Origin of the sequence: Brevundimonas sp., from assembly GCF_047617075.1 — a bacterium.
Taxonomy (GTDB): Bacteria; Pseudomonadota; Alphaproteobacteria; order Caulobacterales; family Caulobacteraceae; genus Brevundimonas.
In genome coordinates this window covers 13669-25829 of record NZ_JBLGCI010000018.1, presented here as the reverse complement: position 1 = coordinate 25829, position 12161 = coordinate 13669, and the positions used below count along the sequence as shown (strand labels likewise).

The following is a 12161-nucleotide window of genomic DNA, read 5'->3' as shown; positions in this document are numbered from 1 at the left end:
ACCTCTGAAAGACTCGCGGCGGCGGCGAGACTTTCATTTCCGAAGGCGGATTTCCGCCGATTGAATGAGGAGGCCCGCCATGACCATCGAAACCCCCGCCGCCGCACCGGAAAAGAAGAGCGCTCTGAAAAAGGGCCGCGGCTTTCTGATCGCGCTCAGCGTCGCCATCGGCGTCGCCGCGATCGCCGCCTGGATCGCCCTCGGCGTGGGGCTTTACCTGGATGTGTCACGTCAGACCCGCATCATTCTGGCCGTGGTCGCCGCCGTGGCCACCGAGGCCCTGTTCTGGAGCGTCGCCGCCACCCTTGGCCTGTCGGTTCTGGAAGCCCGCAAGCGCATCTGGCGCAAGATCACCGGGCGGGGCTGAGTGACAGGCGGCTTCACCGCCGCCCGAACAGCTTCTCAAGGTCGCCCAGCTTCAGCTCCACATAGGTTGGGCGGCCGTGATTGCACTGGCCGGAATGGGGCGTGACCTCCATCTGGCGCAGCAGGGCGTTCATCTCGGGCGCCGACAGGACCCGGCCCGAGCGCACAGAGCCGTGGCAGGCCATGGTCCCGCACACCTCGCCCAGCCGCTCGGTCAGGGCCAGGGCCGAGCCGTGCTCGGACAGGTCGTCGGCGATGTCGCGGACCAACCCCTGCACGTCGCAGTCGCCCAGCAGGGCCGGGGTCTCGCGCACCAGAACCGCGCCCGCCCCGAACGCCTCGATGATCAGGCCCAGCGCGGCCAGTTCGTCGGCCCGTTCCGCCACCCGTTCGGCCTCGGCCGGGTCCAGCTCGACCACCTCGGGCGTCAGCAACGCCTGGCGCGCCACCGCGCCCTCGGCCATCTGGGTCTTCATGCGCTCATAGACCAGACGCTCGTGGGCGGCGTGCTGGTCCACGATGACCAGACCGTCGCGGGTCTGGGCCACGATGTAGTTGGCGTGCAGCTGCGCCCGCGCCGCGCCCAGCGGATAGTCCAGCGGATCGATGAACCCGGCGGCCTCGCCCGACGGCGGGGCGTCCGAAGGCGCAGGCCAGGCCGTCTCCACCCGCGCCGAGCGTTCGTTCAGGCCGGGGATGACCTGTGCCGCCGCCTCGGGACGGCTCCAGCCCGTCCAGCCGCTCCATCCTTCAGCGGCGGGCGCGGCAGGCGAATACGAGGCCACGCCCGCATGGAGCTGGAACCCGGACAGGGCGTCCGCCGCAACGGTGGTGGAGGCCCGGTGCCCGGCCGCCGCCAGGGCGTGGCGCAGGGCGCCCACGATCAGGCCGCGCACCATGGCCGGGTCGCGGAACCGTACCTCCGCCTTGGCCGGGTGCACGTTGACGTCAACGGACAGCGGATCGAGGTCCAGGAACAGGGCGGCGGCCGGATGCCGGTCCCGCGCCAGGAAGTCGGCATAGGCGCCGCGCAGCGCGCCTTGCAGCAGCCGGTCCTTCACCGGTCGACCGTTCACGAACAGGAACTGATGCGCGGCATTTCCCCGCGAATAGGTGGGCAGGCCCGCATATCCGGACAGGCGGATGCCGTCCCGCGACTGGTCGATCAGCAGGGCGTTGTCCTCAAAGTCCCGCCCCAGCAGGGCCGCCAGCCGCTTCAGCCGCCCCTCGTCGCCCGGATGCTCGGCGGGCAGGCGCAGGGTCGTCTTGCCGTCCAACGTCAGGGTGAAGGCCGTCGCCTCATGGGCCATGGCCTGGCGCTTTATCTCGTCCGAGATAGCCATGGACTCGGCCCGGGCCGACTTCATGAATTTCAGCCGCGCGGGGGTGGCGTAGAACAGGTCCCGCACCTCCACCCGCGCCCCATGATCGCCAGGAAAGGCGCCGGGCGCGATGGGACGCTGATCCCCGCCTTCCACCGCCACGGCCCAGGCTTCCGGCGCGCCCACGGCCCGGCTGGTGATGGTCAGGCGCGCCACCGAGCCGATGGACGGCAAGGCCTCGCCGCGAAAGCCGAGGGTGAAGATGCGCAGCAGGTCCACGTCGCCGGCATCGTCGGCCTCCAGCTTGGAGGTGGCGTGGCGCTCCACCGCCAGCGGCAGCTCGTCCTTGGGAATGCCCTTGCCGTCGTCGGCGATCAGGATGCGCGACAGGCCCCCGCCGTCCGCCTGGATGTCCACCCGGCGCGCGCCGGCGTCGAGCGCGTTCTCGACCAGTTCCTTGACGGCGCTGGCCGGGCGCTCGACCACCTCGCCTGCGGCGATGCGGTTGACGGTTTCGGGGGGGAGGCGACGGATCGGCATGCGAATTGCCAGTCTAGAACGAAACCGGCCCGGGCGCGATCACGCCCGGGCCGGAAATGTCTGGATCGAAAGGTCGACGGCTCAGAGGCCGGGCAGCTTGATGCCGCCGCCGCCGCGCTGGATCACGACGTCCCGCCCGCCCGTCAGGGCTTGAAGACGCTCGGCCTCGGTGGCCGGATCAATTGTCGTGACGCCGTCCGCCGTCCGGACCTGGGTCGCGGCCTGGGAAGCCTCGTCGCCCCGCCGCCAGAACATGACCCGGTCGGCCCAGCCCTGTTCCTTGTGCGCCAGATCGCCGAACTCGTCGTCGACCACATAGCGCGCCAGCGGGTCCGCCTGGGCCGCGCCGGCGGCGGCTACAATCGATTCCTCGCCGGGCGATCGCGTGATGGCCTGGCGCTGTCCCAGCAGGATCTGGCGCGCAGCGCTCTCGGGCGCCAGTTCCGCAGGCCGCGGTTGTCCCGGGGCCGGCGGCCGCAGGGCGTATTCCGGCGGCACGCTGAGGGGCGCCTGTGCGATCACCCGGAACTCGTCGGGGGTGACGCGTTCCAGTCCAAGTCCCTGCCGGACGCTGTTGCAGCCGGTCAGAACGACAGCCGTGGCGGCGATGGCGCCGAGGGTCAGGGTGGATTTCAGTCGCATGGTCAGCTGCTCTTTCAGGCGGTCGTGCGTTCGCGGTCGCGATTAACCGGGGTGATTACGACTTTTCATGGGCCGCGCCAACCTTGGCCGACCGTTCCGAGATGAAGCTGTCGGCGATCAGCAGCACCACCCCGATGGATATGGCGCTGTCAGCCACATTGAACACCCAGGGGAAATACAGCCCCGAGAAGTCCAGAAAATCCACCACCCCGCCGAAACGGATGCGGTCGATCACATTGCCCAGCGCGCCGCCCATGATCAGGCCGATGGCCGTGATCAGCAGACGTCGGTCCGCCCGCGTGGCCCAGAAGGCCAGCAATCCGGCCACGGCGATGGAGAATACCGTCAGCAGCCAGCGGCCCGTCTCTCCGCCCGTCAGCAGGCCGAAGGAGACGCCCCGGTTCAGCACGAAGGTCAGGTTGAAGATGGGCTCCAGCACGCGGATCTGACCGACCTCGCGGATGTGCAGGCCGTACAGCATCCAGGCCTTGGTGATCTGGTCCAGAACGATCACGGCGGCGGCGAAGGCGTAGGCGGCCCAGGCGATGCGGGGAATGGTCATGCGCGTTCCGAAAGGGGTGGGAACGGCGTCGTTAGCAGGCGGCGAAGCCGGGGTGAAGGGCGCCCTTGCTCAGGCGCCTTTCGCCGGGACCGCGCGGCACAGGATTTCTCCCACGCCATGGAACACGACGCGCGAGGACTGGCCCGCGACAATGTCGTGAATGCCCGTGGCCGCCCCTGTGGAGATCAGGTCACCCGCCTTCAGCGGATGTCCGCGCCGGGCGTTCAGGTTCAGCAGGAAGGCCAGCGCCTCCAGCGGTCCGCCGGGGATGGTCGCGGCGCCGCCCTTGCCGACGCTCTCGCCCTCGATGAAGGTTTCGCACGTCAGGTCCATCAGGCGGTCGCGCCAGTCGGCGACCTGCGGCCCGAGGATGAGCCCGGCGTTGTTGCCGAAATCCGAAGCCACCACGGGGGGCCCCAGCACATTGATGGTGGCCAGCGGGCTGCCCGCCGGCTCCACGCCGACCATCAGGGTTTCGACCAGATCGGCAGCCGCCTCGGCGGTCCAGTCGATGCGATCCGCCGGCGCGTCCTTGGCCAGCTTCAGGATGAACTCCGCCTCGACGGCGGCGAAACCGCCTTCGAACACCGGGAAGTCCATGGTCTCGCCCTCGGTCGCCGTCCAGACGGCGCGGCGGAAGATGGGCCCCGTCAGGCGCGGCGCATTGAGGCGCTCAAGCCACGCGTCAGGAATGCGGCCGATCTTCCAGCCGGCGATCTGATCGTCCCAAAGCCCGATGGCTTCGTCCTGAATGGCGTAGGCGGCGTCCATGCCGTCCGGAACCTGTCCCGGATAGTCGGGTAGGGCGCGGGCCTCGCTGCGCGCAGCCACGAAGGCCCGCGCGATCGCCGGTCCTGAATCGATGCTGTTATCGGCCCCGCCCAGGGGTTTGGTCGCCATTGTCACGCTGTTCTTGTCCGTCTGTTTCACGCTGTTCGGGATCGTCGTCCCGCGACCCGGCTGTTCATGCGCCGGTGTCCGCACTCCCCATGGGCCCGACATTGCGGCGATGGGAAACCGGTGTCAATTTCATTTCGCCACCGGTGGACATTTGCCCACGGCGTCGGACAGTGGCGCGGGGGCTCCCGCGCCGCTATGCAAGGGCGGGAGATACGAGAGGGACGGGACTTCAGTTGAGCAGCATCGAAGACGACGGCGAAGACGCGGGCCCGACCGACCACGGCCTGACGCCAGGCCGCGCGGCGACCATCAACGACATCGCCCGCATCGCCGGTGTATCCAAGAAGACCGTCTCGCGGGTCATCAACCAGTCGCCCTTCGTCAAGGCGGACACCCGCGAGAAGGTCGAGGCGGTGATCGCCGAACTGGGCTTTTCGCCCGACCCCCAGGCGCGAGGCCTTGCGTTCCGGCGCTCGTTCCTGATCGGCATGATCTACGACAACCCCAGCCCCAACTATGTGGTGAACATGCAGCAGGGGATTCTGGACGCGGTTCGCGGATCGGGCCTCGAGCTGGTGGTGCATCCCTGCGACCGGACCAGCGACGACTTCATGGCCAATGTGCGCGGCTTCGCGGTGCGCCAGAAGCTGTTCGGCGCCGTCCTGCCGCCGTCTGTTTCCGAAGACGAGCGTGTCACCGGCATGCTGGCCGAGGTGGGATGTCCCTATGTGCGCATCGCCTCGGTATCGCTGGATGCGCCCGATCGCATGGTGGTGACCAATGACAGCCAGGGGGCGGCCGAGGCGGCGCGGCATCTGGTCGGCCTGGGCCATCGGCGAGTCGCCATGATCACCGGGCCGGATCTTTTCCGCTCGACCCATGAGCGGGGCGAGGGATTCCGCAGTGGTCTGGCCGAGGCGGGCGTCACGCTTGATGACGACATGGTTGTTCGCGGCGCCTACACCTTCGAATCCGGCGTTGCGGCGGCGCGGGAGCTGCTGTCGCGCAAGACCCGCCCCACGGCCATCTTCGCTGGCAACGACGAAATGGCCATCGGCGTCTATCAGGCGGCGCGCGACGCGGGGCTGGACGTGCCGTTCGACCTGTCCATCGTCGGCTTCGACGACGCGCCCATGTCGTCGCGAATCTGGCCGACCCTGACGACGGTCAAACTGCCCATCCGCGACATGGGCCGCATGGCGGCGGAAAAACTGCTGGCCAAGAGCCGGGGACTGGATCCGGCGAAGCTGGATCAGCCGGAAGTCATTCCCACGCTGATCGCGCGGGATTCCAGCGCCCCGCCGCGCCGCTGACGGCGGGCGAGGCCTGTAGTATTCAGCGCCCGACGACGCCCTGGATGTAGTCGCGGATGCCCTGATCCGTGGCGTTGGCGAAGAACAGCTCCTGGAACCGTTCACCGGCGACCGCAGCCTTCAGCAGGTCCTGGTCGACGGTCTTCAGAACCGTCAGCATGTCGTGGCAGGTGACGGCCTTCAGATCCTTCAGGATGCCGCGGTTTTTGGCCATGATCTCGGCCCGTTCCTTGGGATAGCCCAGGCCGCGCTCGCCCTCGAACAGCTTGCGGTAGACGTCCTGCAGGTTCAGTTCGGCGGCCCAGCCGAAGCCCTTGGCGTAGGGCATGGCGATGGCGTTGCCGTCATTGATCTGGCCGAACAGGAAGGCGTCGGTGGGGTCGATGATCAGACCGCAGAACACGCCCGGCATGGCGTTGGCGGCCAGCATGGAGCCGGTCCCCGTGCCGCAGCCGGTGACCACGAAATCGGCCGCACCCGAGTTGATCAGGATGCCGGTCAAAAGGCCGTTCATCACATAGGTCAGCGAGGCCTTATCCTCGGGCGCGTACATGCCGTAGTGAAAGACCTCATGGCCCAGCGGCTCAGCGACGGTCGTCAGGGCGTCATGGACGATCTGGCTCTTGGCGGCCTGGCTGTTCTCGATGATCAGGGCGATTTTCATGGAAGTCCTTCAAGGCGAATGGGATGGCGGCGACTGGCCGGGCGCTCTGGCGCCGGAGCCCTCCATCGGTTGCATGATACTATGACACCGGTTACCACCTGAGACAAATCCGCATCACGACAGGCAGCAGGGAAATCCGCGATGGCCGTATCTTTTGATCTTTCGGGGCGCTGCGCCCTGGTCACCGGCGCCAACACCGGCATCGGGCAAGGCATGGCCGTGGGCTTGGCCGAGGCGGGCGCCGACATCGTCGCCGTGGGCCGCTCCGACGCCGACGAGACCGGGGAAAAGGTGCGCGCCCTGGGCCGCAAGTTCCAATTCATCAAGGCCGACCTGAGCTCCACCGCCCCAATCGAGGCCGTGGTGGCCGAGGCCTGGGACAAGGCGGGCGGCGTCGACATTCTGGTCAACAACGCCGGTATCATCCGACGCGCAGACAGCCTGGACTTCACCGAAGAGGACTGGGACGCGGTGATGGACACCAATCTGAAGGTTCTGTTCTTCCTGACACAGCAGGTCGCCCGCCGCTGGGTGGCCGAGAGCCGCAAGGGTAAGATCATCAACATCGCCTCCATGCTCAGCTTCCAGGGCGGCATCCGCGTGCCGTCCTACACCGCGTCCAAGTCGGGCGTGGCGGGACTGACCAAGCTGATGGCCTGCGAGTGGGCGTCCAAAGGCATCAACGCCAACGCCATCGCGCCGGGCTACATCGCCACCAATAACACCGAGGCCCTGCGCAACGACGAGACCCGCAACCGGGACATCCTGGCGCGCATCCCGGCCGCCCGCTGGGGCGATCCGTCGGACATGGCGGGGGCGGCTGTGTTCCTGGCGTCGTCTGCGTCCGACTACATGCACGGCGCCATCGTGCCGGTGGACGGGGGCTGGCTGGCCCGCTGAGGGCGCTTCAAAGGCCGCACTTGCGCCGCATTCGATTTTGGAGTTAGTGTCTCGCATTGATACCGGTGTCAGAAATGCTCTGCGCATGCATGACACCGGTGTCAGATTTACAGTCAAATGACCGGGGGGCCATGATCCTTCCGGCGGTGGCCCGAACAGGCCGTACATGGGAGGAGGATTGGATGGACCCATAACCATCCGCGCCGCCGCGCGCACAACATCGGGGTGTCTCTGGGCGCCATGACCGTGGCCCTGCTGACCGCCGGGACCGCCATGGCCCAGCAAGAGCCGGAAGCCACCGAAGTCGACGAGATCGTCATCACCGGATTCCGCAGCAGCCTGGCGCAAGCGCTCGGCGTAAAGCGCAACGAGGCCGGCGCTGTCGACGTCATCATGGCCGAGGACATCGCGGATTTCCCGGACAACAATCTGGCCGAGGCCATTCAGCGCGTACCGGGCGTGACCATCACCCGCGACGCCGGCGAAGGTCGTCAGATCTCGGTTCGGGGTCTGGGCGCTGATTTCACCCGCATCCGCATCAACGGCATGGAAGCGCTGTCCACCACGGGCGGCACGGATTCCTCGGGCGGCACCAACCGCGGCCGGGGCTTCGACTTCAACGTGTTCGCGTCCGAGCTCTTCAACAGCATCACCGTCCGCAAAACCGCCTCGGCCGAAACCGAAGAGGGCTCCCTGGGCGCCACCGTCGATCTGCAGGCCGCCCGTCCGTTCGACTACGGCGGCTTCAACTTCGCCGTGTCGGGCCAGCTGGGCTACAACGATCTGTCCGAGAACAACGACCCGCGCGGCGCCTTCCTGATCTCCAACACCTGGGGCGACACCTTCGGCGCCCTGCTGTCCGTCGCGTACTCCAGCCGGGAGTCGCTGGAGGAAGGCCACAGCACCGTCCGCTGGCAAGGCGGCGATGTGGGCACGGGGCCCGGGGCCGTGAACGGCTTCACGCCGCGCCTGCCCCGCTATGGCATCCTTGAGCATGACCAGGAACGCCTGGGCGTCACCGCCGCCCTGCAATGGCGTCCGGCCCCGTCCACCGAATTCAATCTCGACGTCCTTTACGCCGACTTCAGCGCCAACCGCTTCGAGCACTTCCTGCAGGCGCCGGACTTCAGCGCCGGCGGCGCCGGCGGCCGCGCCGGCATCGAGCCTGTGGATGTGGAGATCGACAGCAACGGCACCATTATCTACGGCCTGTTCGACAACGTCGATGTTCGCGCAGAATCCCGTTTCGATCAGCTGTCGACCGAGTTCACCCAGGTCACCCTGACGGGCTCGCACGAATTCTCGGACCGCGTCCGGGTCAACGGCATCATCGGCACGTCCAGCTCGGATCACGATAACCCGATCCAGACGACCTTGCTGTTCGATGCTCCGGACACGGACGGATACAGCTATGACTATCGGGAGAACCGCAATCTCCCGGTGATCCAGTACGGCTTCGACGTCACCAATCCCGCCAACTGGACCCTCAGCCAGATCCGCCTGCGCCCGCAGACGGCCGAAAACACGTATGACACCGCCCAGTTCAACGCCGAGTGGGACTTCAGCGACAGCCTGACTCTGTCGGGCGGGTTGTTCTTCAAGAGCTACACCTTCGAAACCACCGAGATGCGGCGCGATCCGACCTCCTGCGGCCTGTCGCCGACCGGTAATGCCGAGGCTTGTATTCCCGCCTCGGTGGCGGGCGTTCCGACCTCGGAATACAGCCGCATCGTGGGCCTGGCCGACCAGTGGGACATCCCGGGCGGCAACACCATGACCTGGCTGGTGCCCGACTACGCCGCCGCCGACGCCCTGTTCGACTTCGGCTCGTTCCCGATGAGCTTCATTCCCTCGCGCGGCAACAACCGCTCGGTCGAGGAAGAAAGCCGCGGGGCCTTCCTGCAGGCGGACTTCAACACCCTGTGGGGCTCTATGCCGGTGCGCGGCAATGTCGGTGTCCGCTACGTCGAGACCGACCAGTCCTCGACCGGATATCAAACGGTCGCGGGCGCTCCGGTCCTCGTCGAGGCCAACCGCAGCTACGACGATCTCCTGCCGGCGATGAACATCGTGTTCGAGCCGACCCCGGACTTCCTGATCCGGTTCGGCGCGGCAGAGGTCATGACCCGGCCCGGTCTGGGCAGCCTGACCCCGGGCGGTTCGGTCAGCGTGTCCGGCAACAACCGCGGCGTAAGCTCCGGAAACCCGAATCTGGACCCGACCCGAGGCACCACCTACGACCTGTCGTTCGAGTGGTATTTCGCGCCGGAATCCCTGCTGTCGCTGGCGGTCTTCCACAAGCAGATCGACAGCTTCGTGGCGACCCAGCAGACGACTGGACCGTTCTCCAGCAACACCTTGGGACTGCCTGACAGCGTCGCCGTCGACGCCTGCGGTGCGGTCGTGGGTTGCTCGCCCGACGCCGACTGGACTTTCAGCCAGCCGGTCAACACGGAGGGCGGCGATCTGACCGGTTACGAGATCAGCTATCAGCAGCCCTTCACCTTCCTGCCGGGCGTCTGGTCCAACTTCGGCGTGCTGGCCAACTACACCTATGTGGACTCGGAAATCGAGTATCCGGGCGGTATCGTCGAGACCCTGACCGGTCTGTCCAAGGTGGCCTACAACGGCACCCTCTACTACGAGGACGACCGCTTCATGGCGCGGGTCTCCGGCACCTACCGGGACGGCTATCTGACCCGCGTCCCGGGCGGGAACGGCAACTCGGTCGAGGGCGTGAACGAGACCTTCCACGTGGACGCCTCGGCGTCCTACGAGGTCACGGACCGCCTGACCCTGAGCCTGGAAGGCATCAACCTGACCGACGAGGTGAGCAACCAGTACGTGGACGCCACCGACCGGGTGTATGTCTATCACCACACCGGCCGTCAGATCTTTGCGGGCTTCCGCTACAACTTCTGACGACAAGACTTCCTGAGCAGACTGGGCGTCGGACCTTCGGGTCCGGCGCCCTTCTTTTTGCTTGACACCGGTGTCAATTATCCATTCCCTAGGATCAGCGAGAGCCGCGCTGAACAGCGGCCTCCACAGGGACGGCTGAAACTCCAGTCCGCAAGTGCTTAATGCCCCGTCGATCGCCGCCCGGCGTGATCGATGATCCTTGACGGCCGGGCCTGAATGCGAGGAACCCGCCGTGGCCGACGACATCCTGAACATCCGCCCCGCCAGCGAGACGCGCTGGGACTGCGCATCGTTCGGCGAGGTCATGCTGCGCTTCGACCCCGGCTTCGGCCGCGTGCGCAACGCCCGCACCTTCCAGGTCTGGGAAGGCGGCGGCGAGTACAATGTGGCCCGCGCCATGCGCAAATGCTGGGGCAAGCGCTCCACCGTCGTGACCGCCCTGCCGGTCAACGACCTGGGCTGGCTGGTCGAGGACTGCATCATGCAGGGCGGCGTGGACATGAGCCACGTGATCTGGCGCGAGTTCGACGGCCTGGGCCGCAACACCCGCGTCGGCCTGAACTTCACCGAAAAGGGCTTCGGCGTCCGTCCGGCCCTGGGCTGTTCGGACCGGGGCCATTCGGCGGCCTCGCAGATCCGTCCCGGCGAAGTGAATTGGGAGAAGCTGTTCGGCGAGGAAGGCGTGCGCTGGTTCCACACCGGCGGCATCTTCGCGGCCCTGGGCTCCAACACCGCCGAGGCGGTGATCGAGGCGGTCGAGGCCGCTCGCAAGCACGGGACCATCGTCTCCTATGACCTGAACTACCGCCCCTCGCTGTGGAAGTCACAGGGCGGCAAGGAAGGGGCTCAGAAGATCAACCGGAACATCGCCCAGTATGTGGATGTGATGATCGGCAACGAGGAGGATTTCACCGCCTGCCTCGGCTTCGAGGTCGACGGTCTGGACGAGCACATCTCGTCCATCGACCCGGCCAATTTCAAAAAGATGATCCAGACGGCGGTCAAGGAATTCCCCAATTTCAAGGTGGCCGCCACCACCTTGCGCAACGCCAAGACCGCCAGCGTCAACGACTGGTCCGCCATCATCTATGCCGGCGGCCAGTTCTATGAATCCATGATGCGCGAGGATCTGGAGATCTATGACCGCGTCGGCGGCGGCGACGGTTTCGCGTCCGGCCTGGCCTACGGCTTCATGGAAGGCAAGGGCCCACAGGCGGCGGTGGACTACGGCGCGGCCCACGGCGCCCTGGCCATGACGACCCCCGGCGACACCTCCATGGTCAAGGCCGCCGAGGTCGAGGCCGTGATGAAGGGCAAGGGCGCCCGCGTCATCCGCTGATTCTATCCCCGAGACCCCGCCCGCGCGCCGTCCTCTCCCAAAGGGCGCGCGGGCGGAGCCGGAACCGGCCCTCTCTCCTCCCCGAGGGCCGGTCGCCCCGACGCCCGCTCTCCCCGCACCGGAGAGCGGGCGTTGTTGCGTCAGGCGGCGTCGCTGCGCGGCGTCGCCATGTGGGCGGTCATCATGTCCGCCAGTTCCTCCATCGCCGACAGCAGCGTGTCCCGGCGGTCAGGGGGCAAGGCGGCGAAGGCGTCCTCGAAGCCGCGGCTCAGCAGGCCCGGCGCATGGCCCAGCGCCGTTTGCCCGGCAGGCGTCAGGCGAGTGTGCACCACACGGCGGTCCACCTCGGACCGATAGCGCTCGATCAGTCCCTTGGCCTCCAGCTTATCAATCACCGCCACCACCGTGGCCGGCGACATGGAGGCCGCCTTCGACACCGCCTGGGTGGTCACCTGACCCAACTCGCGGATCGACTGCATGACGATCAGTTGGGGGATGGTCAGGCCGCTGGTGCGGGCGATTTCGCGTGACCGCATCTCGATGGCCTGGGCGATCCGGCGCATCGATTTCAGCACAGCCGCGTTGGGGTCTGCGTTCAGGGAACTCTGCGGCGTGTCGGTCAGCTTGACCATACGGGTTGAAATCCTTTGTGTGCGAACTATTTGTGCACACTGCTTCCACAATGCAAGGA

The 12161-nt window shown here is 67.1% G+C and carries 11 protein-coding genes; 5 read left to right on the top strand and 6 right to left on the bottom strand.

Annotated features, from left to right (window positions below; genetic code table 11):
• Positions 1 to 79 precede the first annotated feature (79 nt).
• Positions 80 to 367 carry a hypothetical protein gene (locus tag ACI8U3_RS14130; protein ID WP_415015508.1) on the top strand — a complete coding sequence of 96 codons (288 nt, stop codon included), beginning with the start codon at positions 80 to 82 and terminating at the stop codon, positions 365 to 367.
• A 13-nt stretch (positions 368 to 380) separates the two neighbouring features.
• Here the strand turns inward: ACI8U3_RS14130 and mutL are convergent, their stop codons facing one another.
• From mutL to ACI8U3_RS14110, 4 genes are all read right to left on the bottom strand, one after another.
• The gene (mutL, locus tag ACI8U3_RS14125) at positions 381 to 2228 is read right to left on the bottom strand and encodes a DNA mismatch repair endonuclease MutL (RefSeq protein WP_415015507.1); all 1848 of its coding nucleotides are present in this window, start codon (positions 2226 to 2228) and stop codon (positions 381 to 383) included.
• An 81-nt stretch (positions 2229 to 2309) separates the two neighbouring features.
• A complete protein-coding gene (locus ACI8U3_RS14120) occupies positions 2310 to 2870 on the bottom strand; it encodes a DUF3035 domain-containing protein (RefSeq protein WP_415015506.1) in 561 nt (186 codons plus the stop codon).
• Between the two features lie 55 nt (positions 2871 to 2925).
• Positions 2926 to 3432: a signal peptidase II gene (gene lspA, locus ACI8U3_RS14115; RefSeq protein ID WP_415015505.1), complete on the bottom strand. Its 507-nt coding sequence runs from the start codon at positions 3430 to 3432 to the stop codon at positions 2926 to 2928.
• Between the two features lie 69 nt (positions 3433 to 3501).
• Entirely contained in the window at positions 3502 to 4332 is an 831-nt protein-coding gene (locus tag ACI8U3_RS14110) for a 2-keto-4-pentenoate hydratase (protein ID WP_415015504.1), read from the bottom strand.
• A 242-nt stretch (positions 4333 to 4574) separates the two neighbouring features.
• Between ACI8U3_RS14110 and ACI8U3_RS14105 the strand changes: the two genes are divergently transcribed.
• Entirely contained in the window at positions 4575 to 5645 is a 1071-nt protein-coding gene (locus tag ACI8U3_RS14105; protein ID WP_415015529.1) for a LacI family DNA-binding transcriptional regulator, read from the top strand.
• A 22-nt stretch (positions 5646 to 5667) separates the two neighbouring features.
• Here the strand turns inward: ACI8U3_RS14105 and ACI8U3_RS14100 are convergent, their stop codons facing one another.
• Positions 5668 to 6309 carry an RpiB/LacA/LacB family sugar-phosphate isomerase gene (locus ACI8U3_RS14100; RefSeq protein WP_415015503.1) on the bottom strand — a complete coding sequence of 214 codons (642 nt, stop codon included), beginning with the start codon at positions 6307 to 6309 and terminating at the stop codon, positions 5668 to 5670.
• Positions 6310 to 6450: 141 nt separating this feature from the next.
• Between ACI8U3_RS14100 and kduD the strand changes: the two genes are divergently transcribed.
• The 3 genes from kduD (at position 6451) to ACI8U3_RS14085 (ending at position 11470) form a co-directional block, all read left to right on the top strand.
• Positions 6451 to 7209, top strand: a complete 759-nt coding sequence (gene kduD, locus ACI8U3_RS14095; protein ID WP_415015502.1) for a 2-dehydro-3-deoxy-D-gluconate 5-dehydrogenase KduD — start codon at positions 6451 to 6453, stop codon at positions 7207 to 7209.
• Between the two features lie 240 nt (positions 7210 to 7449).
• Entirely contained in the window at positions 7450 to 10131 is a 2682-nt protein-coding gene (locus ACI8U3_RS14090) for a TonB-dependent receptor (RefSeq protein WP_415015501.1), read from the top strand.
• Positions 10132 to 10363: 232 nt separating this feature from the next.
• Positions 10364 to 11470: a PfkB family carbohydrate kinase gene (locus ACI8U3_RS14085; RefSeq protein ID WP_415015500.1), complete on the top strand. Its 1107-nt coding sequence runs from the start codon at positions 10364 to 10366 to the stop codon at positions 11468 to 11470.
• 140 nt (positions 11471 to 11610) lie between these two features.
• Here ACI8U3_RS14085 and ACI8U3_RS14080 read toward each other — a convergent pair whose 3' ends face one another.
• The gene (locus tag ACI8U3_RS14080) at positions 11611 to 12102 is read right to left on the bottom strand and encodes a MarR family winged helix-turn-helix transcriptional regulator (RefSeq protein ID WP_415015499.1); all 492 of its coding nucleotides are present in this window, start codon (positions 12100 to 12102) and stop codon (positions 11611 to 11613) included.
• Between the last annotated feature and the right edge of the window lie 59 nt (positions 12103 to 12161).